Source organism: Millionella massiliensis, from assembly GCF_900104655.1.
GTDB lineage: Bacteria > Bacteroidota > Bacteroidia > Bacteroidales > Rikenellaceae > Rikenella > Rikenella massiliensis.
Genome location: NZ_FNWD01000002.1, coordinates 1027607 through 1049750, shown reverse-complemented (window position 1 = coordinate 1049750; position 22144 = coordinate 1027607). Strand labels below are relative to the sequence as shown.

The window sequence follows — 22144 nt, the reverse complement described above, 5'->3', positions numbered from 1 at the left end:
AGAGCGGCAGAAGTGCTTTTCCCGATTGGAGGTTTCTGTGTATTTCGCAGACTTCCGTCTGTATTGGTTTTGTATTACTTTGTCTGTGAGTGAATTGTCTCTCCTTGCGTCGATTCCTTGCCGTTCGAAAGCTCCCGAAGGTTCTCGAAGATTCTCGAAGGCTGCTGAAGATTCTCGGAGGCTCGCATGCAATCAAAAGGATGTACGAATGGCTCTTGTCGCCCCGGCCAGGCACCTCGACCTGTCGGTCGGCCGCTCCCGTCTGTGGGCTGCCGCAGGGCGAATCCCGATGAGTTGTTATTGCTGTATGGTCCGTTACGGCCCATGACAGGTGGGAACGACTCTGGTTATTAACAAAATTATTAACAAAATCCGGTCGTCCGGCGCGGCCCTCGCAACGGGAACGAGGACTCCCGAGTCGGTGACCATCCTCTTATTCAAACTTCAAAAACTATGGGAAAAATTATTGCAAACCCCAAAAACTACACGGGTAACGATCTCGAAAACATCTTCTTCCGTCCGCTGATCTCCGGACCCAATGCGCTCGACCTCGGGATCCGCATGATGTACAACATGCCAGTCCCCACGACCCTGAACTTCTGGAAACGCGGTACCGACCTGTTGCAAAAATATGCGGCCGGCTGGAACGGGTCGGCGGCTTCGGACAAGTTCCAGAAGGTCATCGAGCTCCACAAGGTGAAGGCCGAGATGGGCTATGCGGCCGAGGACTACTTCTCTATGGTCTACGAGCGTATCGTCGGCCGACCCGACGTCAACCTGGGTGACCTCACCGGTACCGAGCTCGAAGAGGCCGAAACCGCCCTGTTCCGTGAGGCGATCGCCGAGTCGGTGCGGGCCACCATGTGGGTCGGCGACACCGACCGTGAAAGTGGCTTCAACACCTTCGACGGCTTCTTCAAACGACTCATCGACGATACCGGCGCCGGGGCCGACGACGTCAAGAAGGTCGAAATGACCACCATGGATACGGCGGGCAATGCCGAAAAACTCTTCCAGGCCATGTATGCGGCTGCTCCGGCCGAGTTGCGCGCCATGAAGGGCGACGGCCATCTGGTGCTGCTGGTGACCGGCGACGTGGCTGAAAACTACGAAGAGAGCCTGCTCAGCGGTTCGCTTGACAGCGTGCGTGCGGCCAAAATCAACGGCATCGACCGGCTGTTGTTCCGCGGTATTCCGGTGGTGGACATCCAGGTGGACTCCTACCTGAGCGGCGTGGCCGACCAACCCACCTCGTGGGCGATCCTGACCGACAGCCGAAACCTGGCCGTGGCGGTCAATACGTCGGATTTCCCCGGTTCTGAGGTCTCGATGTGGTACAACCCGGACCAGATGGAGAACCGTCAGCGCGCTACCTTCATGGCCGGCTGCGACTACCTGCTGCCTGAGCTGATCGTGGCTTCGTACTCGGCTGTCCCGGGCGTATAGTCTCTCCCCCTGTATACTGGCGATCATGCGCAACCGTGGACTCACCTCGATCGGGGGGTGGTCTGCCGTGGGCGGTGGAGGGCTTCGGACTCGCCCCCTCTGTGGAGGGGTGGTAATTCGGCTCCTGCCGGATGCTAACCCGGACGGTTCTCCTTCTGCCCTTTCGGCGGCGGGCGCATGGTCGCCTTCTCTCTTTTCCGTTAACAACACATGGAGGTTTTATGAAATCTGATAAAAATATCGGCGGTCGGGTCTTTGTCGTGGGACAGGCGGCTCTGCCTGCTTCGGTGTCGGTGGCTCCGGCGGCACGGCGCGACGTGTGGCGCTGGGGGTCGGACAACCGTCTGCCCGAAGCGCTGGCCACACTGGCCCGCAGCTCGACCATCCACCGCCGAATCATCAACGACAAGGCCGACTACATCAGCGGCAGCGGGCTGACGGTCGATCCGTCGTGTCCGCGCACGGCCGCTCTCGTCAAGGCGGCCAACGGGCAGGGGCAGAGCCTGCGAACGATCGTTCAGCGGCTGGCGCTCGATCGCTGTCTGCTGGGGAACGCCTTCCTGGAGATCGTGACCGATGCGGAGCACGGTTTTCTCTCTCTGTACCATCAGGATGCCACGCAGTGCCGGCTGGCGCGTGACGGTGCCCACGTGGTGCTGCATCACGACTGGCGGCAGTATCGTGCATCGGAAGCCGTAGTGCTGCCGCTGTACCCCCGCTTCGAACCGCAGCCCGACGGGACGCTGCGTTCGGTGATCCACTACAAGGATTACGAACCGATGTTCCGGCATTATGGCGTTCCGAAGTATATGGCCGGTCTGAGCGCTTCGGCCATCATCTGGAAAACCGACCGGTGGAATATCTCGCGTCTGGACAACGCTTTCCAGCCCTCCGGAGTCATGGTGCTCGACGGGGATACCGATTCCGAGCAGGAGGCCGACGAGATTGTCCGGATGGCCGAGGAGCGTTTTGCGGGTCGGCCGGGGCAGGTGATGTTCCTGGTCAAGAACGGCATCGACAGCGACTCGACCAAATTCGTGCCCATCACCACCACGAGCGACGGCGACTGGAAGTCGCTTCACGATCAGGCGGTGTCGGACATGATCGTGGCCCACAGCTGGTTCCGGACCCTGAGCGGGCTGGAGTATACGACCGGTTTTTCGGCCGAACGTGTCCGTTACGAGTACAATATCGCGCTGAACACGCTGATTCGCGTCGAGCAGCAGGAGCTGATCGAACCGCTGCGGGCGGTGTGTGCCGATATTTTCGGCGAGCAGACCCGTTCGCTGACCTTCGTGAACCAGCCGCCGTTCGAGGTGAAACCCGAGTACATGCGGGTTTGGGAGGCGCGCAAGGCCGATGGCTACGACTACGACCCGGACGATCCGGCACAGCAGCTCTTCCTGTCGCAGATCTGACGTGCAGAGGACGAGTGCGCTTATTCAATGAAACTATTAACCTGATTTATTTAGGATTCGATTATGCAACTGATAACTCCTGAAGAGGTGCTTGGGTTGGCTTTCTCGCCCGACGATGCGATCGACGTCAGCCACATCCGGGTCTACCGGATCGAGGCGGCGCAGCTGCGCTACATCCGACCCGTATTCGGCGATAAGATGTATCAGCAGATGATTCTGGAGCGGCATGCCGATTTTGTCTTCACCTATATTCGTCCGGCGCTGGCCCACTATATCCGTTATGAGATGATCGGCGAGCTGGCCGTGCGGGCTTCGGATCGCGGCGTGGTGCGGGCTTCGTCGGAGGAGAGCACCCAGACCACCTCGGCAACCAAAAATGAACAGCAGGATCGGACGGACACCGAGCGTCGCGAGTTGACCGGTACGCAGGTGGTCGAGAAGACGTCGTCCGGCACGACCGAGCGTGTCACGACGACGCAGTCCAACGGTGAGCAGACCTCCGACGGGTCAGAGATCACCGAGACGACGACCCAGCGAACGATCAACGAAACGGATTCGGATCGGGTGTCCACCGACACCGACACCACGGAACAGGTCGATGAAGCGTTGGCAGCCACGGTCGGAAGCAGCTCGACGGTCGAGCAGACGAGTGGTTCGGTCAAGACGACCGACGAGACGACCGAGTCGGAGGAGGTCACGACCCAGGCTGTCAAGACCGATACTTCGACCGTTTCGGAGACCGTGAACGGCACGGAGTCGGGCTCCGAAACGACCAGCTCGGAGCAGAGCGACGTGACAACGGTCGATACGACGGTCGAAATTTCGGCCTCGACCGAAAACTCTGGCACGGGAACCACCTCGCAACAGACGGCCAAGGCAGCTTCGGCCTACGAGTGGATGCTGATGGCGCGTCAGGCGCTGCGCGATGCGCGTCTCTTTCTGCGTGTGGCGGTGGAGTATGTGGAGGCTCATCCCGATGAGTTCCCGGACTATGAACCGCGAATCAAAATCGGGAAGCGTCGCTGTATGGGCGGGGTGATCCTGTAAGGACCCGGTGGCTGTGGTCCGTTGGGCAGTAGTTCTGTGGTTCCTGCATATGATGGGGAGAGGGCTGATGACGTGTGTCTGGTACCGGTGCGCACTTTACTCCTGCAGAGAGGCGGAACGCGAATGGTGCGTGCTTTCCTCCTATTGTGGGGCTGAAGTGTGAACGGTGTGTTGTGCACTGGATTCACCGGTCGTACACTTCCATAAGACCTGCAGCGGATATGCCGGTTATTGAAACGCCGGGCGAACGAAACCATATTTCGTTCGCCCGGCGTGTTTTGTTTATGATTGTGGTTCGATGGCGTCGCCCGAAGGTAGTGGTCAGCAGCCGACCGTACGGCGGACGACAGCAGCCAGGGCGCGGCAGAGGGTTCGCAAGTCGTCGTCCGAGATGATGTAGGGCGGCATGATGTACACGAGCCGTCCGAAGGGACGCACCCAGATGCCGGCTTCGACAAACGCCCGTTGGATCGAGGCCATTTCGACCGGTCGCTCCATCTCGACCACCCCGATGGCGCCGAGTACCCGCACGTCGCGAACCGCGGTCGGGATCAGCTCCTGCAGTGGGGCGAGTTCGTCGCGCATCAGCGCTTCGATTTGTGCCACGCGTGGCAGCAGCCACCCTTCGGTGAGCATCGATACCGATTCGCAGGCCACGGCGCAGGCCAGCGGGTTGCCCATAAAGGTGGGGCCGTGCATGAAGGGGCCATCGATCCCTTTGGCCACGCGGTTTGTGGCCAATACGGCCGCCAGCGTCATGTAGCCTCCGGTGAGGGCCTTGCCGACGCACATGATGTCGGGGACGACGTCGGCCCACTCGCAGGCGAAAAGACGTCCCGACCGGCCGAAACCGGTGGCGATCTCGTCAGCCACCAGCAAAACGCCGTATTCACGACACAGGGCAGCGATGGCTCGCAGGTATTCCGGGTGGTAGAACCACATGCCGCCGGCACCCTGCACCACGGGTTCGAGGATGAAGGCGGCCAGTGTTGACTGGTGCTGTTCGAAGGCCTCGCGCAGCGGTTGCAGCGCGGCGGGATCCCACGTGCCGCCGAAGGGGATCGTCGGTCGCGGAACAAAGTGCTGGACGGCCAGTCGTCCCTGCCACAGGGAGTGCATGCCGCCGTCGGGGTCGCAGACGCTCATCGCGTTCCAGGTGTCGCCGTGGTAGCCGCCGCGGATGGTCATGAATTCGTTGCGTTCGGGGTGGCCCTGCGAGATCTGCCACTGCATGGCCATCTTCATCGCCACTTCGATCGAGACTGACCCCGAGTCGGCGAAAAAGACGTAATCCAGTCGGTCGGGGTCTCCGGCGGGCCGGTTGGCACCGGGGGCGATCTTCAGCAGTCGGCGTCCCAGTTCGACGGCGGGGCGGTGGGTCAGCCCGCCGAACATCACGTGCGACATCTCGTGGAGCTGTCGTTCGGCGGCGGCGTTAAGACGCGGGTGGTTGTAGCCGTGGACGGCGCACCACCACGACGACATGCCGTCGATCAGTTGCCGGCCGTCCTCCAGTTCGATGCGGACGCCTTCGGCTCTTCGCACCGCATAGGCGGGCAGGGGAGCGGCGGCCGAGGTGTAGGGGTGCCACAGGTGGTTTTTGTCCCATTCCAGCAGGGACGTCCATTCCGAGGGGGTATGTGCTTTTGTCATGATGGTCTGGTGTTTGAGTTCGGGGTTTTTCCTCCGGGGAGGCTCGACAAAAATACGGAATATCTGCGGAAGGTTTTTCAGGCAGGGTATGGCTGTGGCGGAAGGAAAACGGGTAGAGTGAAGAGTGAAGAGGGATGATGTCGGCAGGTTGACAGGTGCGGCAGCGCCGGTTGTCGTGTCGGGTGAGTCGAATTAAGGCACTATCCACAGGCTTGTCGACGAAAAAAGGGTGCGAGTAGAAGAAACGGGAAATCGCGGCGAAACATATGAAAAGGTGGCAGTGCCTCGTTCTTGTTGGCGGATGGAATTCGTCAACCAGCACGCAGTGGTCGGTAATGGTCGCAATGAGGTGGCTGAAGTGAGGGGAGGTGAAGAACGGAAGTGTGTCGGGAGTAAAAGAGGTGCGTGGCGAGGGTGGATTGTGTCTGAAAAATTGTTTTGAAAATATTTACATTTGCATTTTCAAGATATTCAGGAAAATGGACAAGAATAAAAGAGGATTTACGACCGAAGTGCTCGCCGCGCGCAGTACCAAACCGGATCCCCACGGGGCGCTGAATATGCCGCTCTATCAGAATGCCGCCTACGAATTTCCGACGGCCGAATCGATGGAACTGGCATTTACGGGGCGTTCGGCCGATCATGCCTATTCGCGCATCACCAATCCGACGGTGGAGTATTTCGAACAGCGCGTCCGGCAGGTGACTGGTGCGCTGAGTGTCACGGCTTTCAACTCCGGTATGGCAGCCATCACCAACCTGCTGATGACGGTGGCTCGGGCCGGCAGCAATGTGGTGACTTCGCCCCATCTGTTCGGCAATACCTATTCGCTGCTGCGATCGACGCTGGCCGATTTCGGGGTCGAAACCCGTTTTGCGGAGATGACCGACCCGGCTTCGGTCGAGGCGGCTATCGATGACCACACTTGTCTCGTTTTCCTTGAGATCATTACCAATCCTCAGATGGAGGTGGCCGACCTGGCGGCGCTTTCGGCGGTATGTCGGGCACAAGGGGTGCCGCTGGCTGCCGATACGACCGTCGTGCCGTTCCATGTTTTCCGGGCATCGGACTTTGGGGTTGATTTGGAGGTGGTTTCCAGTACGAAGTATCTGTCGGGCGGGGCGACCGGTCTGGGCGGACTGCTGATTGATTACGGGACGTTCGACTGGAACCGTTCGCCGAAACTCTCTGCGGCGGCCGCGGGTTACGGCGTCGCGCCGCGCGAGGCGTTTACGGCCAAACTGCGGCGCGAGATTCATCGGAATCTGGGCGCATACATGACACCTCAGGCTGCCTGGCAGCAGTCGCTGGGTCTGGAGACGCTCGAGGTGCGTTACGGTCGGTCCTCGACGACGGCACTCCGGCTGGCGCAGGAACTGGAGACGATGCCGGGCGTCGTGTCGGTTAACTATCCGGGGCTGGCCTCGAATCGTTTTCACGAGGTGGCTGTGCGTCAGTTCGGCTCGGCACCGGGGGCGATGTTGACCTTCGACCTGGCGTCGCAGGAGGCTTGCTATGCTTTTCTGGATCGTTTGCAGCTGATCCGCCGCGCGACGAATCTGTTTGACAATAAATCGCTGGCGATTCACCCCTGGAGTACGATTTTTGGCCCGTTCAGTGAGGCTGCCCGACGCGATATGGACATCTCACCCTGCACGATTCGGCTGTCGGTGGGGCTGGAGGACGCCGAAGACCTGAAAAAAGATATTCTGCAAGCCCTCGTATAATGCTGTGATATGCAGACTGATACGCTTAGGTGGGTGAAAGGTCGTCAAAAAAAGTTGCAATTTTTTTGCCGCAGGGGTTGCAGGTTATGATTTTTTGCCTACCTTTGCACTCGTTAATCGTTCAGGGGTTGCCCCGGCGGTGATAACGAAAAGTTGCTGTTGTAGCTCAGTGGTAGAGCACTTCCTTGGTAAGGAAGAGGTCACGAGTTCAATCCTCGTCAACAGCTCCACCCCTTACGGGACGGCGGAATCGGAAACAATTTCGTCAGACTTAAAAGGTAATGCGGAAATAGCTCAGTTGGTAGAGCACAACCTTGCCAAGGTTGGGGTCGCGAGTTCGAGTCTCGTTTTCCGCTCTTCAGAAGGCAGTCCGAAAAGACTGCCTTCTTCTTTTGTGTATCAGCGAGTTGTAATTGAGTCTTAATTTCTATTCTATTGGCTCAGGGTACAATTCATCCCGCTGAAAACCCACAAAAATTTCCTAAAAAAGACTGTTTTGACCCAAAATGTTTCACAGAATGTTTTACAGAAACGATTATGAAAGTCAGCTTAGAAAAGATGGATTTTTGTGGGATGTGAAACGTGGTTTGGGGGTATGCACTTTCTTGGTTCTCTTGAATATGGTTAAAGTTGTACGAGCTTTGTGCGAATTGCGTGATTGGAGGGGGTAGACTGTGTTGTGAGGTGAAGGGAAACGTGTGTTACGCCCGTGATAAAGTTCGTGCGCGGGTATTTATATCAGAAACGAGATGCACCGTACGGGTGCATCTCGTTTCTGATTATTAGCCTGTTGTGTGGCCGATTTCGGTTGGCTTAAGGTTCTGTAGTTTCGGCAGGGGTGATCACTACCTTGTCGCCATCCGGGAACTTATCATTTCCTTTTAGATTCTTATGTTCGTAGTACGGGCTTTGAGGTTGATAGGTGGTGTTGGGTTCGCCGGTTCTGTCATTGATGTAGTAAACGTGTTGGGCGGGAGTACAATTGTTAATTTCAATGGTAGCATACCATGAGATGTTGATGCCTCCGTCGCCGATATTTCCGATAAATCCGGAAGATGACATAATGGAGCTATATCGGATGTAAATATCTTCGGTTTTGCAGTTGTCAAACGATACGCCGCGGTCACCCAATACTTGTCCGACGAGGCCTCCTGCTTGATATCCGGTCATATGTATGTCGGTGGCAGAGCAATCCTTGAATGCAGCGACTCGATTTCCGGTGCTGCCTCCGCCTGAACCGACCCAGCCAACCAGGCCGCCGAGGTTTTGGGAGCTCGCCGAGGATTTGATCTGTACATGTTTTGCATGTACGTTCTCGAATTTACTGTCCATGCTCCATTGGTTGCCTCCGGTGTATCCGATGCAGCCAGCGAAGTAGGCGTATTCCTTGTTGTGATCAACCGGCTCGCCATTGACATCTTTGACCGGGAAGTCCGCATGAGCAAGCCCGTTGATGGTGATATTTTCGAAAGTCAGGTTCCGCATGATCCCGTCGAATTTGCCCCAAACGCCTGTATATGCTTCATATGTGTAAACAAACCACAAAATTTTATATTCGTAAATAGCCCCGAATGCTCCGCTCATGGAGAAATTACGCAAGGTATGACCGTTCCCTTCGAATGTATAGGTTAGTGCGCTTCCTGCGGGATAGATGGGTTTCCATTCTACACCGCTCATGTCAATGTCATTCATTAACTGAAAAGTGACACCTTTGGGGTCCCAATATCCCTCGCCTTTTTCGTTTATCTTCCAAGTGGCAACCATTTCGGTGATATGGTCAGGAAGCCAGGCAAATTCTTCTCGGGTGTTGATCGTGTAAGTCTTTGTTGCTTCGTCGTAAGCCGGCTCTTTCGGGGTGATGGATTGGGAATTCCACCACTCTTCGCCTTCGATCCACTCGTTGGTGAAGCTTTCGTCGATGCTGATCTGCATCGTTCCACCCACGGACAACAGATTGCCGAGAATCGTGGTCAGATAGTTCCGCTGGATGGGAATCTCGGTTGTGAAGTCGCGCGGGCTGCTGCCGATCGGAGTTGTGCCATTCAGCATTTCGAGGTTGAAATGGATGGCTTGTTGGTCCGGGGTTGCAATCAGATAATCGACGAGCAGGGTGCGATTGTTGGCACTCGCATCGTAGCCTCCTTCGTAAAACTTGCCGTTGGCGCCGTCGGTGGCCAGGGTGGCGGTGTAAACCGTTGTGCCGTCGGCTGTCGTCTCGCCGATAGCGTCACCGGTGAGGGCGTTGAACCCTGCGAAACGGGTGCAATCGTGGTACGTGACCTTGAAATTGTCCGGTTTGACAACGCCTTTGTTGTCTCCCTCCCAGTCGGTGGTGACGATGCGTATCTTGGCAAACGGGCGTTTCAGCGTCAGCGGTTCATCGAACGTTTGCGTAACGTTGATCACTTTGGTGGCGAAGTAGGCATCCCGACTTTCGTCGTTAATCTGGTTCTGCCGACCGTCCTCGTAGCTCTTGAGCGTGATGTTTGCCAGGTCGGTGGTGTTGTAGTGGAGGTCTTCGTCCTCGCCCTCGGCGACGAAGTCGGCCCAGGCAACAAACTTGTAGCTGTTGTTCGGGGTCAGTCGCAGTTCAAATACGGCGGAACTGTACGTGTCGTAGGTTTTGGACAGGCGGGTCAGCAGTTCGCTGCCGTCTGCCGAGTAGACAGCCAGCAGGTAGCGCAGATCATACTGTGACCAGTCGACGTTCGTCAGGCCACCTTGAGCACTGTTGGTGCCGGGAATGCTGCGTGTCAGCTGCAGCGCTTCGGGAGCTTCGAGTTGGATGCGTACCATCTCGCCATCGGGGTTGAGCCCCGGTTGGTCTGGCTTCTGGCTGCATGCCGCAAGGGCTATGCCTGCCAGGCAACCCAGCATAAGGTTAGTTAACTTTTTCATAGTGTGTGGTTTTTATGTGATGTATGATATTTTGTACGAGGCTTAGTCCGGAATGACGACCACGAATTCGTCGTCGAAGTTGTCATCGATACCGATGTCTCCGCTCCCGATCTCCCGGGTCAGGAAGGGGCCGCGGACAACCGTCTCGTGGTTTCGTTGAAGCGGAATGGTGATGTCCTGATAGTGGTTCAGTTCCTCTTCGCCCTTGTAGATGAAGATGTCGACCAGAATGTGGTCTTCCCGGTCGCTCGAGGTCAGCACGTAGTCGTAGGCGAGCAGGATGCTGCCGTCGCCGGGGACGGTGGTCGGAGTGGTCTCCATGGTGCGGGTCTGGACGAACCGGTTGGGGGTCTCCGTGTCGACGTTGTACCCGGCGCTGATGTATTGCTTGTAGATGATTTTGATGCGAAGGTCATCGATGCTGTTGCCTCCGTTCAGAAAATCCTGAAGGTCAGTGGCCCATAATCGGAACCTTCCCTCGGCACGTTCCATGTAGACCGGGACGACGTTGTCGTCGGTGGGGGTGGCTCGTGTCCCGTCGAGCAGGATCGAACTGCCTGTCGGGCTTTGGTTGAAGTCCACGGCGAAGTTGCTCGAACCGGTGGCGGAATTTTTGTGGTGGTTGTCTTGCGGCTTGTGGTCGATGTTGACCTCGACGGCATCCAGTGCCTCGGTGTTGAAGTGCCAGTCCTGCAGGTTGTTGGTGGGGGCATAGTCGGCCCACGAGAGGGCTCGGTAGATGCCTTCCGGCACTTGGAATTGCAGGGTGTCCTGCGGCGCTTCCTTGAGTCGCTCGACGGCGATCTCGCGGCGGGCGACGAGTGTGCCTTTGTCGATGCGGTCTTCCAGTGACGACACCCGGTACAGCTCCGTAATGATGCGCATGCTCAGCCGTTCATCGGCGGTGTAGCTCTCCGACAGCGAGGGGTCGAGAGAGGTCTCCGTATATTCGCCGTTGTTGTCGTAGGTCAGCTCCTTGTAGTAGCGTGGAGGGGTGCGGTCGACGTTGAGTTCGACCGATATGGTGGTCAGACCGCTCGAGGGATACTCGTGTATGGTCTTGTCGCAGGCGGCAAGTAGTGTGGTGCCACTTAGAAATATGAATGTATGATATATATGACGCATATTCATGATTGTCATTTTTTCCGATCCTTACGCGATAGATTCCATTTATACGAGAGGGTGACTCCTGCGCGGGTGATGCCCCAGTAGCAGTCTGATCCGGATTTGAATTTCGGCCCGTTGTGCCAGTTGCGGTAGGCGTCATACTTGTATTTGGCGAAACCGGCGCCAATGTTGAATTCCATGCCCCAGTGTCTGCTCTTGCCGAGCGAAAGGGCATAACCGTAGCTCAGCCCCATCCCCCAAAGCGCATGGTTCGGATCCTGATAGCGGGCGTAGTCGTTGAGGGCGATGTTGAAGCCGGCCACGTGGGTATGCAGGCCGACGAAGTGGCCGTTCATGGCCTCCTTGGCCCACCATCGGATTTCGGGCTGTACGGCCAGAAGTCGGATGTTCCGGGTCGAGGTGATGTTGTAGGGCGAGTACCACACGGGTATGTCGAGCGACCAGTGGGTCCACGGGCTGATCTCGACGCCGAGGTTGGCGGTCAGCAGCACGTCGAACAGCAGGTTGGTCTTTACGGCGATCTTCCAGTTCGAGTGTCGTGCGGCGTAGGTCGTCGGTATGGGTGCCGCCGGTCTGGTCAGGATTGCTTTGGGAGGCTCGGCCGTTGCCAGCGTGCCGTTCCAGGGCGAGATCTCCTGAGCTATGGGGGTGGCCTTGGGGTAGCATGATACGAGGGTCATGCGGGCATTGCGCAGCGGTGGAAAGACCTCGGTGATTAACTTGTGCCAGGTGGCTCCGTGATCGAGTTCCTGGATTTTCTGTTTGCGTGTCTCGTTGTTGGGCTCTTCCGACAGGATGGTCAAAATGCGATCCCGGTTGGGGAACCCTTTTTGCTCTTCCATGATTTTCTCCAGGGTGCTCCAGTCTTCTCCGAGATTGTGAATTCGGAGTTTCTGGTTTTCCAGCCCGGTCTCCTGAATAATGTATTTCGAGAGTGCTTCGGCACGGTATTGCCCCAACTGCCGATTCCACCTGTCGGGGCCTTCGGGGGAGGCGCTGCCGCCAACCCATATGAAAATAATGTTTCTGTTGTACTTTTTGATAGAATCAATAGCTTCGTTAAGTCGCTGGTTCGGTTTGATTGTGTATTGATTGACCTCGAAAACTACCGGTGTCATGAAAGGTCCGGCAACCACAAAAAGGCTGTCAGGATACTCTTCTTGATTAAATAAAGTGCTGTCAGATAGTGAAATGGCGGAATTGTCCCGGGAGGGCAAAGTTTGTTGTGCGTATAGTTGACATCCCCACAAGCATAATCCCAATAGGATGATGAAATTTTTCATATGCTTTTGCTGTATATTTTTTACAGTATTTATTATCTGTTTAGTATGATAAATATACACAAATTATTCTTTTGTTGGTAAGTAAATTCATGAAAAAATATTATTCAGAAAAATAGTAAAATAATAATTGTGGGAATTGGTTGGTTTGGACGAGATTTGGTAGGGGAGGGCGGTCGATTCGTTGTTTATGAAATACAATAAGATAGGCGGGTGGTGGGGGAAATTTGTGAAAAACGGAGAATAAGGGGGGGTGAACTTAAGATAAAAATTTGGGGATGACTCTGGTTTAGGTAAAGTGTAGATAATCAGGTGCGTATATTTAAAAGTGATAGGTCTGGGTCGAGAATTGTACTTAAGAATAGGTGTAAAAGAGTTTTTGGAATGATTTTTGAATGAAATTTTGAATCGCTTACGAATTTAATGTGAATCCAAGAATATTTTAGTCATAAAAACGTTGTACTGAAAAACGTTGCTTCCGGACGTTTTGGGACGGTGCGAAACGTTGCACATGAAAGATTATGTGTGATTTTTGACACATAAAGCCTTAAATGTAAAAAATTGATTATTAGCTCTATCTTTGTGCGCCAATATGTAAAGATGAGCAGAGAATAATGGATGAACCTCGAAACGGAAACGGCATGTTCGTTCGACTGACCTACCAGGTTGTACGATGCGTGTCTGTCTCTTTTCGGTTCCAAAGCAATCATGATTATGCGTTACAGATTTTATAATTTCGGAAAAACCGTCCTCGCAGCCACCGTAATGGTTGTGCTGCTGGTGCTGACGGCCTGTCGCGCTGATCGAAACGACGATCTGGGCGCCGGGGCGGATGGTTACATGCGGTTAACCTTTTCGCGGCTCGAGACTCGTGCCGAGATGGCCTCGGACGGTTCCGGCACCTTCAGTGAAGGTGACCGTATTGGACTGTACATCGACAATGGAAGCGAGGTGCAGTATCGTGAATTGATCTACCAGGGCGGTGAGTGGATGCCGCGTTTGAAACGGAGTGATTTCGGGGTCGGTACGCTGACCATGTCGGCTCATTATCCGGCCGTGGCCGATCCCGAGGCGATCGATCCGGCGGCTTACGCTGTTCAGTTGCCGCTGGACCAAAGCGGCGAGGCACTGTCGGCTGCCGATCTGTTGTTCGCACGTGTGGCTTTGGCCGCTGGTGAATATCAGGCCAGCTTCCGCTTTGAGCATGCCTTGCACCGGCTCCATGTCGAGTTGATCGGGGCCGATGATGGGGCTGAGGTGGCTGTGCGCAGCGTGGCCGACGGTTCGGTCAATCTGCTGACTGGTCAGACGCAGGTCGTTTCGGAGGATGTTCAATGGATCACTCCGCACCTCAATAGCGATGGCAGCATGGAGGCGATCATTCTTCCGCAGTCTGCCACGCCGTATCGGGATGGGGCCGGTTTGCTTCGGATTGCCAATTCGGAAAAGGAGGTGCTATATGATGCACCGAAGCAGACGGACGAAGGGCAGTCGCTTACCGCTTTCGAGTCGGGCAAGCAGACTTCGTTTCGATTGTCGATCAAACAGTCGAATCCTGACGTGGCGAACAAAACGTTGTGGGTCTATGGCGTGAATGCTCCCGATTTCCCCGGCAAAGAGAGTATTCCGACCTATCCGCCTCATAAAATGTACCAGCTTCCGGCTGGCCAGTGGTTCCGGCAGAGCTGGACGAATGTGGAAAATCAATGGCTGACCTGGGCCGAGGACTGTGGGTGGTACGATTGCAATAAGTCATATAATTATGATGAAAATGACCGTAATTTATGCTGGGCTGCGAGTGCTTCGAGTCTGCTGATCTGGTGGATGGTGAATAACCGTCCGTACATCGAGGCTTACACGAAGCTGTATGGGTCGAGCGTTGAGTCGACGGTTACGTCGGGGCGGATGTTCGAGCGCCCGTCGGATGAATTCAAACCGCTCTATCCCAATGGGACCACGGGCTCATCGGTGGTGGTGAACCGGGCGCCGGTATTCGAGTTCTTCAAAAGCTCTTTCCGTGATAATGGAAACTGGGATGCCGGTGGGGTGAACTGGTTTATTTCGGGTTATCAAGCGCCTCAAATGGGATCACCCGCGATTCTGGGATTCCCGGGATTTTTCTCCGAGGTGTTCAAAAAGGACGATGTGGTTGCTGTCGAATCCCAGCGTATGCCTGATGCTGCAGCGTTCAATGAATTCATAATCGATGCCCTGCTCAATCGGAAGGCGATTGGGTTCTCAGTATATGATATAGCTGGAACAAATACGGGCAATCATTCCATGGTGATATGGGGGTTTGAATTTGATGAAAACGGCATGGCTTCCCATTTCTATTATTGTGATAACAATATGGCAGATCAGGATGCCAATGGTGCAATGATTGTTCGTAAGAAAATAGTCTATGCTAAAGATCCTGCAATGAACAATAATGAATACACGTACATGCAGGCACTGGATAGCGAAGATGGTTCAATCGAGTTTAAAAAGTTCAAGATTACGGCCCTCTATTCGGTCGATCTGCGTCGTGATGTGTGGCGGCGTCATTTCCCCTCGGTTGTAGTAGAATAATTAAGAACATAAAAACGGATAAACGATGAAAAGCTTAGCTTATATATTGGTAGCAATGGTGTTCCCCCTTTTGAATGCATGCAACGGGGGTACGTCCACCCCTGAACCGGATCCTGCGCCGGGAGATAACGGTTCGACCGATACGCGAATCTCTATTTCGGCCAGCATTGATGCGCGGACAAAGGCTCCTCAGTTGGGTGGCGATGGCAGTGGTTCCTTTGCTGCAGGGGATATCTTTACGTTGCACCTGGCCAATCGGGTGCCGCAATCGACTACTTATGATTATAAGGTGGGAGAGACAAGTCTCTTTTGGGAGGACCTTCCGTTGGCTTCGGATGACGGGCTGGTCGATTTTTACGCCTGCTATCCGAAGCAGACGCTCAGTGACGGTACCTTTATGTTCGATCTGGAGAGTGCAGCCGATCAAGATCTGCTGTTGGCAACGACCAAAGGTATCCGGTCGGGCACGGAAGAACCGGTGGAACTGCGATTCCATCACGCGATGCACCGGTTGGTGGTTAACTTTACGAGTGACCAATCCTATGTGTCGGCCGATGAGATACAGATAACCTGTACGGCGAAGTCGAGTTGCAAGGTGAACCTGCTTGATGGTACGCTCGATAATACCAGCGCCCGGACGGCTTCGTTCACGGAGGTCGGACGTACGGCGTCGTTCCTGATCGTGCCTCAGAGTACATCGGATGTCATGTTGGAGATTCGTGCCGGTGAGGATGTGAAGGAGTTGGCACTACGGGATGTGGTGACGACCGGCGACGATCTTGAAAGCGGCAAGCAGTTGACGCTGAACCTGGCCATCAAGGATGGCAGACTGCAACTCAAAGATGCGATTATTTCGGGCTGGGGCGATCAGGGTACCGTCAGTGACGATGTTATTATGTAACCCGGGAGGGCTCAGAGTTCTCAGTTTCTGAAATATATTTCCGTATGTGCGGTGCGGGTTGTCCGGAAACGGAAACCCGCACTGCGTCGTTTATGGGCGGCAGCCGCAGGGGCCATGTGGAGGTTTTGTCCGGCGGTTTGTTGAGGCGTGGGGGAGAGGTTGCTCCCAAAAGGTTGTATTGTGGAAAGCGACAGCAGGGAGATGGTGTGACAATGTCGGGAGCGATCCGGTGATCTCCGTGGTTTGCAGGTATAAAAGTATTTCGGCCCGCTGCATCCGGACGGTTGTTTCCGGATGCGGCGAGCCGATGCTATACAGAAAAGGTTGGCGCAGGAGAAGAGGTTACTTCTTCAGTCGCAGCGAATAGTTCAGGGTTGTTTCGGGTTTTTCCAACCGGTCGTTCAGCAGGGTGAGGGTCGTGTCGTCCTCGCGCAGGAAGTTGAAGGTCCCTTTGTCGCTGTCGGCCACCAGTTGCCAGACGGTCGCATTCTCGTCGCCCGCCATGCCGCGCAGCGTGAAACGGCGACCCGTATAGGTGTACGAGCGGTCCTCGCCGTTTTCGGCCTCGAGGTAGGTCATCGTCAGGGTGAAGGTGCCGTCGCCGCTGTGCTCTCGGCTGCTGATCGTGAGCGTGTAGCGGATGCCCGGGCAGGAGGCTGCCGGCAGCAGCCCTTCGTAGGTGAGGTTTTGCAGGGCGCCCAGTTCCGAGCCGCCTTTCTGTTCTTCGCTGAAGACGGTTTTGCCCCGGCGGCTGATGTCCCACCGGCCGTCGATCAGACGGACGTTTTTCGTATCGTCGTCCTCGACATTCCAGGCCGAGCCGCCATTGGGCAGCCGGCGACGGTCGAGAATCTCGTTCGGGGTGCCGTCGGAGAAGAAGAGCTCGACTTGCGACGAGTCGGGGCTGAAGACGATGTAGGCCGCGTTACCCGCCGTGTCGACCGTGCGGATGCCCTGCTCGAAGAGTCGGATGCAATCTTGCCGAACCTCGCTCCAAATGTAGCCGGCCGAGCCGATACATCCGTGTGCGTCGCGGTCGCTGCCGGGCATTCCGCCGGGGGTGACCGCGATCCGTTCGACCTTCATACCGGCCGTGTAGCTGCCGCGCCAGAAAACGGTTGCCGAGTCGAGCCGCGCGAGTGTATCGGCTCCCGGTGTGCTGAAAATCAGGGTGTCACCCTGCCCGGTGACGAGTGTCAGGGTGTTGTCCGCCGCACGGTCGATCACGCCGGTGGCGAAATTCGGTGACGAAGCGCAGCCCGTGGCCGCCAGCAGCGCCGTGGCTGCCAATCCGCTCAAAATACGCATGGTGGTTACTGGGTTTGGTTTGTCTGCGCAATATAGTATTTTTTCACCGAGGAATCGTGGGTAAATTTACTGAAACGGTCGTCTGTTTGTTCGTTTTTCGGGTGGGTGTGGCCTGAAATGTCCGGAATGGGGGCGAAACTGTTGAACGGGGGCGTCTCCGGGCGCGATTTTTCGCAGTGCGCCGTACGGGATAAAATGTTACCTTTACGCCATCTTTGGATGGTTTAACCGAACGAACCGTATGGGCTTTATCAGTATCAGTCTGCTGGATGTAATCGATGTGCTGGTGGTGGCACTGCTGTGCTACCAGGTGTACCGCATGATCCGCGGTACGGCCGCCATGACCATCTTTGCCGGGATCTTTATCGTGTATCTGCTGTGGGTGGTGGTCAAGGCGCTGAACATGACCCTGCTCAGCTCCATCATGGGGCAGGTGATCGGGGTCGGCGTGCTGGCGCTCATCATCGTCTTCCAACAGGAGGTGCGCCGCTATCTGCTGCTGCTCGGCAGTCGTTATTCCAAGGCCAAAAACCGTTTCGTGCGCCACATTTTCCGCTCGGCCGGACGCAACGCGCAGTTGCAGTGGACCGAAGACGTGGCCCGCGCGTGCCGCGACATGGCGGCGACCTATACCGGTGCGCTGATCTGTATCGAACGCCAGGGCGACCTGGGGGTCTATGCCTCGACCGGCGACATCATCGACGCCCGCATCGACGTGCGGCTGATCGAAAACATCTTCTTTAAGAACAGTCCGCTGCACGACGGCGCCATCATCATCAAACAGGGGCGTATCCACGCGGCCCGCTGCATTCTGCCCTCGTCCGACAATCCCCACATTCCGCAGCACTACGGCATGCGTCACCGTGCCGCGATCGGCCTGACCGAACACAGCGATGCGGTGGTGGTGGTCGTCTCTGAAGAGCGGGGCAAAATTTCGATCGTCGAGAGCGGCGAAATTACCACCGTAAACGATCCGGAAACGCTCGGAGAAAAACTGGCCCGGATTTTGTCCGCGTAACGAAAAAAACGCTAACTTTGCATCCTAAGGGGGACACACCGGCTTCGGGAAAATCCGGAAGGCGTTCCCATTCAACGGCTTACAATTTAAATTCAACAATTTAGATAGCAATGGCAAATCAGAAGAAATTTATCACCTGCGACGGTAACTACGCCGCCGCCCACATCGCTTATATGTTCAGCGAAGTGGCGGCGATCTACCCGATCACCCCGTCCTCGACCATGGCCGAGTATGTGGACGAATGGGCTGCTGCAGGTAAGAAGAACATTTTCGGCGAAACAGTTCGCGTGCAGGAGATGCAATCCGAAGCCGGTGCGGCCGGTGCCGTACACGGTTCGCTCCAGGCCGGTGCGCTGACCACTACCTACACCGCATCGCAGGGGCTGCTGCTGATGATCCCGAACATGTACAAAATCGCCGGCGAACTGCTGCCCGCCGTCTTCCACGTGTCGGCTCGCGCCCTGGCTGCCCAGGCACTCTCGATCTTCGGCGACCACTCCGACGTCATGAGCGCACGCCAGACCGGTTTCGCCATGCTCGCCAGCGGCTCCGTTCAGGAAGTCATGGACCTCTCGGCTGTCTCTCACCTGACCGCCATCAAAGGCCGTGTGCCTTTCATCAACTTCTTCGACGGTTTCCGCACCTCGCATGAAATCCAGAAAATCGAAGAGTTCGATACCGACGCCCTCCGCTCGCTGATCGATATGGACGCCGTGCGCGCCTTCCGCGAACGCGCCCTCAATCCCGAGCACCCCGTTACCCGCGGTACCGCTCAGAACCCCGATATCTACTTCCAGAGCCGCGAAGCCGCAAACCGCTTCTACAACGCCGTGCCCGACTTGGTGGCCGACTACATGGCCAAGATCAGCGAAATCACCGGTCGTGAATATCATCCCTTCAACTACTACGGTGACCCCGAAGCCACGAACGTCGTGATCGCTATCGGTTCGGTGACCGAAACCCTCAAAGAGGTGATCGACATGCTCCGCGCCAAAGGCGAAAAAGTGGGTCTGATCTCCGTACACCTCTATCGCCCCTTCTCGGCCAAATACTTCCTGCAGGCCATGCCGAAGTCGGTGAAACGCATCTGCGTGCTCGACCGTACCAAAGAACCCGGTGCGAACGGCGACCCGCTCTACCTCGACGTACGCGAAGTATACTACTCGATGCCTGAAAACGAACGCCCGCTCATCATCGGTGGCCGCTACGGTCTCTCGTCGAAAGACACCACCCCCGCCCAGATGATCGCCGTGTTCGAAAACCTCGCACAGAACGAACCCAAAAACCAGTTCACCGTGGGTATCGTTGACGACGTTACCTTCAAATCGCTCCCCGTGGGCGAAGAGGTCAGCGTAGGACACGGCTCGACCTACGAAGCCCGCTTCATCGGTCTGGGTTCGGACGGTACCGTCGGCGCCAACAAAAACTCCATCAAGATCATCGGCGGCTCGACCGACAAATACTGCCAGGCATACTTCTCCTACGACTCGAAAAAATCGGGCGGCTACACCAGCTCCCACCTGCGTTTCGGCGACGAACCGATCCGTTCGACCTACCTGGTGACTACCCCGAACTTCGTAGCCTGCCACGTGCCCTCGTATCTCGGTAAATACGACCTCCTCAAAGGCCTCAAAGACGGCGGTACGTTCCTGCTCAACGCCGTGTGGGACGAAGAAACCACCAAGAAACACCTGCCGGACGATATGAAAAAATATCTGGCAGAACACCACATCAACTTCTACATCATCAACGCCACCAAGATCGCTGCTGAACTGGGTCTGGGTTCGCGTACCAACACCATCATGCAGTCGGCCTTCTTCAAGGTATCGGAAGTGATCCCCTACGACAAGGCCGTCGAAGAGATGAAGAAAGCGATCTACAAATCCTACGGCAAAAAAGGCGAAGACGTCGTTAACAAAAACTACGCAGCCGTTGATGCCGGTGGCAAGAACGTTGTCAAGGTAGAAGTACCCGCCGAATGGGCTTCGATCACCGTGGCTCCGAAAGCCGTTGATCCGAACCGTCCCGAATTCATCACCAAGATCGTTGACCCGATCAACGCACTGGAAGGCGACAACCTCCCCGTATCGGCCTTCACCGGTCGCGAAGACGGAACCTGGGAAGCCGGTACCGCCGCTTACGAAAAACGCGGTATCGCTGCCAACGTTCCCGCCTGGAAAGCCGAAAACTGTATCCAGTGTAACCAGTGTGCCTACGTCTGCCCCCACGCAGCCATCCGTCCCTTCCTGATGACCGAAGAAGAGGCTGCCGCAGCACCCGCAGGTACCCCCATGGTACAAGCCATCGGCCCGTTCAAAGAGTACAAGTTCAAAATTCAGGTGTCGCCGCTCGACTGTACCGGTTGCGGCAACTGTGCCAACATCTGCCCGGCTCCCAAAGGCAAAGCCCTCGTTATGGAACCGATGGAAGCTCAGCTCGCCGAAGAGGCTCCCCGTTGGGAATACATGCACAACAAAGTCGGTTACAAATCGACCGTTGCAGACAAAACCAAATCGGTTAAGAACCTGCAGTTCGCTCAGCCGCTGTTCGAATTCTCCGGCGCCTGCGCAGGTTGCGGTGAAACCCCGTATATCAAGTCGATCACCCAGCTCTTCGGTGAACGCATGATGGTGGCCAACGCTACCGGTTGCTCGTCGATCTACGGTGGCTCGGCTCCGTCGACCCCCTACTGCAAAGACCTCATTTCGGGTCACGGTCCCGCCTGGGCGAACTCCCTGTTCGAAGACAACGCTGAATTCGGCCTCGGTATCCACATCGGTGTCGAAAAACTCCGCGACCGTCTGAAACAGATCATGACCGAAGCCATCGAAAAATGCGACTGCTGCTCGGCTGAAACCAAAGCCGCCATGCAGGCCTGGATCGACGGCAAAGACAACGCTGCCGCATCGGTGGAAGCTACCAACAAACTGCTCCCGCTCGTGGAAGCATGCAACTGCGACTACTGCAAGCAGATCGTTGAACTGAAACAATACCTCATCAAGAAATCGCAGTGGATCTTCGGTGGTGACGGTTGGGCTTACGATATCGGATACGGTGGTCTGGACCACGTGCTCGCTTCGGGCGAAGACGTCAACGTACTGGTACTCGATACCGAAGTTTACTCCAACACCGGTGGTCAGTCTTCGAAAGCTACCCCTGTCGGTGCCGTAGCCAAATTCGCATCGTCCGGTAAACGCATCCGCAAGAAAGACCTCGGCGCCATGGTGATGACCTACGGTTACGTATATGTGGCTCAGGTGGCCATGGGTGCAAACCACAACCAGTACATGCAGGCCCTCAAGGAAGCCGAAGCCTTCCCCGGACCGTCGCTCATCATCGCCTACGCTCCGTGTATCAACCACGGTAACAAGAACGGCATGGGCGTATCGCAGTTGACCGAAAAACGCGCTGTAGAGTGCGGTTACTGGCACCTGTGGCGTTTCAACCCGCTGTTGGAAAAAGAGGGCAAGAACCCCTTCACCCTCGACTCCAAAGAACCCGATTGGAGCAAGTTCCAGGAATTCATCCACCAGGAAGTGCGCTACACTTCGCTGCTGAAAGCCTTCCCGCAGGAAGCTCAGGAACTCTTCAACGCTTCGGAAGAGAACGCAAAATGGCGTTACAACAGCTACAAACGCTACGCTTCGATGCAGTATCAGCCCGAAACCGCAGCTGAGGCTGAAGTTGCCGTCGTAAAGTAATTGAATCCTGATTCGGCGACTTGTTCGTCGAACCGTTAACCGAGCCGGGCG

The 22144-nt window shown here is 56.0% G+C and carries 13 protein-coding genes and 2 tRNA genes; 10 read left to right on the top strand and 5 right to left on the bottom strand.

Going from position 1 to position 22144, the window contains the following annotated elements:
• The first annotated feature begins 453 nt into the window (after positions 1–453).
• The 3 genes from BQ5379_RS04180 to BQ5379_RS04170 all read left to right on the top strand — a co-directional run bounded on the left by BQ5379_RS04180 (position 454) and on the right by BQ5379_RS04170 (position 3911).
• Positions 454–1446, top strand: a complete 993-nt coding sequence (locus BQ5379_RS04180) for a hypothetical protein (RefSeq protein WP_071134273.1) — start codon at positions 454–456, stop codon at positions 1444–1446.
• A 221-nt stretch (positions 1447–1667) separates the two neighbouring features.
• Entirely contained in the window at positions 1668–2864 is a 1197-nt protein-coding gene (locus tag BQ5379_RS04175) for a phage portal family protein (RefSeq protein WP_071134272.1), read from the top strand.
• A 63-nt stretch (positions 2865–2927) separates the two neighbouring features.
• Positions 2928–3911 carry a DUF6712 family protein gene (locus tag BQ5379_RS04170; protein WP_143039386.1) on the top strand — a complete coding sequence of 328 codons (984 nt, stop codon included), beginning with the start codon at positions 2928–2930 and terminating at the stop codon, positions 3909–3911.
• Positions 3912–4232: 321 nt separating this feature from the next.
• On the opposite strand, the gene bioA is transcribed toward BQ5379_RS04170, so the two are convergent.
• Positions 4233–5564 carry an adenosylmethionine--8-amino-7-oxononanoate transaminase gene (bioA, locus tag BQ5379_RS04165; RefSeq protein WP_071134270.1) on the bottom strand — a complete coding sequence of 444 codons (1332 nt, stop codon included), beginning with the start codon at positions 5562–5564 and terminating at the stop codon, positions 4233–4235.
• Between the two features lie 479 nt (positions 5565–6043).
• Between bioA and BQ5379_RS04160 the strand changes: the two genes are divergently transcribed.
• The 3 genes from BQ5379_RS04160 (at position 6044) to BQ5379_RS04150 (ending at position 7647) form a co-directional block, all read left to right on the top strand.
• Positions 6044–7291 (top strand): PLP-dependent transferase, encoded by a 1248-nt coding sequence (locus BQ5379_RS04160; RefSeq protein ID WP_071134269.1) that lies wholly within the window; start codon positions 6044–6046, stop codon positions 7289–7291.
• A 155-nt stretch (positions 7292–7446) separates the two neighbouring features.
• A tRNA-Thr gene (locus tag BQ5379_RS04155) sits at positions 7447–7521 on the top strand.
• Between the two features lie 53 nt (positions 7522–7574).
• A tRNA-Gly gene (locus BQ5379_RS04150) sits at positions 7575–7647 on the top strand.
• Between the two features lie 457 nt (positions 7648–8104).
• Here the strand turns inward: BQ5379_RS04150 and BQ5379_RS04145 are convergent.
• The 3 genes from BQ5379_RS04145 to BQ5379_RS04135 are packed head-to-tail and all read right to left on the bottom strand — an operon-like array spanning position 8105 to position 12159.
• Positions 8105–10189 (bottom strand): DUF6562 domain-containing protein, encoded by a 2085-nt coding sequence (locus tag BQ5379_RS04145; protein WP_083377576.1) that lies wholly within the window; start codon positions 10187–10189, stop codon positions 8105–8107.
• A 42-nt stretch (positions 10190–10231) separates the two neighbouring features.
• Positions 10232–11314, bottom strand: coding sequence for a DUF6562 domain-containing protein (locus BQ5379_RS04140; protein ID WP_143039385.1), 1083 nt, complete (start codon positions 11312–11314; stop codon positions 10232–10234).
• Positions 11315–11325: 11 nt separating this feature from the next.
• Complete coding sequence (locus tag BQ5379_RS04135) at positions 11326–12159, bottom strand: DUF3575 domain-containing protein (protein WP_159431210.1); 834 nt, start codon at positions 12157–12159, stop codon at positions 11326–11328.
• A 1152-nt stretch (positions 12160–13311) separates the two neighbouring features.
• On the opposite strand from BQ5379_RS04135, the gene BQ5379_RS04130 reads away from it, so the two are divergent.
• Together BQ5379_RS04130 and BQ5379_RS04125 are read left to right on the top strand one after the other, a co-directional pair.
• Positions 13312–15165 carry a fimbrillin family protein gene (locus tag BQ5379_RS04130; protein ID WP_159431209.1) on the top strand — a complete coding sequence of 618 codons (1854 nt, stop codon included), beginning with the start codon at positions 13312–13314 and terminating at the stop codon, positions 15163–15165.
• A 25-nt stretch (positions 15166–15190) separates the two neighbouring features.
• Entirely contained in the window at positions 15191–16066 is an 876-nt protein-coding gene (locus BQ5379_RS04125) for a fimbrillin family protein (protein ID WP_071134265.1), read from the top strand.
• A 342-nt stretch (positions 16067–16408) separates the two neighbouring features.
• Here the strand turns inward: BQ5379_RS04125 and BQ5379_RS11435 are convergent, their stop codons facing one another.
• Positions 16409–17374, bottom strand: a complete 966-nt coding sequence (locus BQ5379_RS11435; RefSeq protein ID WP_071134264.1) for a copper resistance protein NlpE N-terminal domain-containing protein — start codon at positions 17372–17374, stop codon at positions 16409–16411.
• Positions 17375–17615: 241 nt separating this feature from the next.
• On the opposite strand from BQ5379_RS11435, the gene cdaA reads away from it, so the two are divergent.
• Positions 17616–18392, top strand: coding sequence for a diadenylate cyclase CdaA (gene cdaA / locus BQ5379_RS04115; protein WP_071134263.1), 777 nt, complete (start codon positions 17616–17618; stop codon positions 18390–18392).
• A 110-nt stretch (positions 18393–18502) separates the two neighbouring features.
• Positions 18503–22093 (top strand): pyruvate:ferredoxin (flavodoxin) oxidoreductase, encoded by a 3591-nt coding sequence (gene nifJ, locus BQ5379_RS04110; RefSeq protein ID WP_071134262.1) that lies wholly within the window; start codon positions 18503–18505, stop codon positions 22091–22093.
• The last annotated feature ends 51 nt before the right edge of the window (positions 22094–22144 follow it).

What these genes read in the sequence shown, in the direction of transcription:
- BQ5379_RS04180 (WP_071134273.1), top strand. Translation starts at nt 454, where the DNA reads ATGGGAAAAATTATTGCAAACCCCAAAAACTACACGGGTAACGATCTC.
- BQ5379_RS04175 (WP_071134272.1), top strand. Translation starts at nt 1,668, where the DNA reads ATGAAATCTGATAAAAATATCGGCGGTCGGGTCTTTGTCGTGGGACAG.
- BQ5379_RS04170 (WP_143039386.1), top strand. Translation starts at nt 2,928, where the DNA reads ATGCAACTGATAACTCCTGAAGAGGTGCTTGGGTTGGCTTTCTCGCCC.
- bioA (WP_071134270.1), bottom strand. Translation starts at nt 5,564, where the DNA reads ATGACAAAAGCACATACCCCCTCGGAATGGACGTCCCTGCTGGAATGG.
- BQ5379_RS04160 (WP_071134269.1), top strand. Translation starts at nt 6,044, where the DNA reads ATGGACAAGAATAAAAGAGGATTTACGACCGAAGTGCTCGCCGCGCGC.
- BQ5379_RS04145 (WP_083377576.1), bottom strand. Translation starts at nt 10,189, where the DNA reads ATGAAAAAGTTAACTAACCTTATGCTGGGTTGCCTGGCAGGCATAGCC.
- BQ5379_RS04140 (WP_143039385.1), bottom strand. Translation starts at nt 11,314, where the DNA reads ATGCGTCATATATATCATACATTCATATTTCTAAGTGGCACCACACTA.
- BQ5379_RS04135 (WP_159431210.1), bottom strand. Translation starts at nt 12,159, where the DNA reads ATGGAAGAGCAAAAAGGGTTCCCCAACCGGGATCGCATTTTGACCATC.
- BQ5379_RS04130 (WP_159431209.1), top strand. Translation starts at nt 13,312, where the DNA reads ATGCGTTACAGATTTTATAATTTCGGAAAAACCGTCCTCGCAGCCACC.
- BQ5379_RS04125 (WP_071134265.1), top strand. Translation starts at nt 15,191, where the DNA reads ATGAAAAGCTTAGCTTATATATTGGTAGCAATGGTGTTCCCCCTTTTG.
- BQ5379_RS11435 (WP_071134264.1), bottom strand. Translation starts at nt 17,374, where the DNA reads ATGCGTATTTTGAGCGGATTGGCAGCCACGGCGCTGCTGGCGGCCACG.
- cdaA (WP_071134263.1), top strand. Translation starts at nt 17,616, where the DNA reads ATGGGCTTTATCAGTATCAGTCTGCTGGATGTAATCGATGTGCTGGTG.
- nifJ (WP_071134262.1), top strand. Translation starts at nt 18,503, where the DNA reads ATGGCAAATCAGAAGAAATTTATCACCTGCGACGGTAACTACGCCGCC.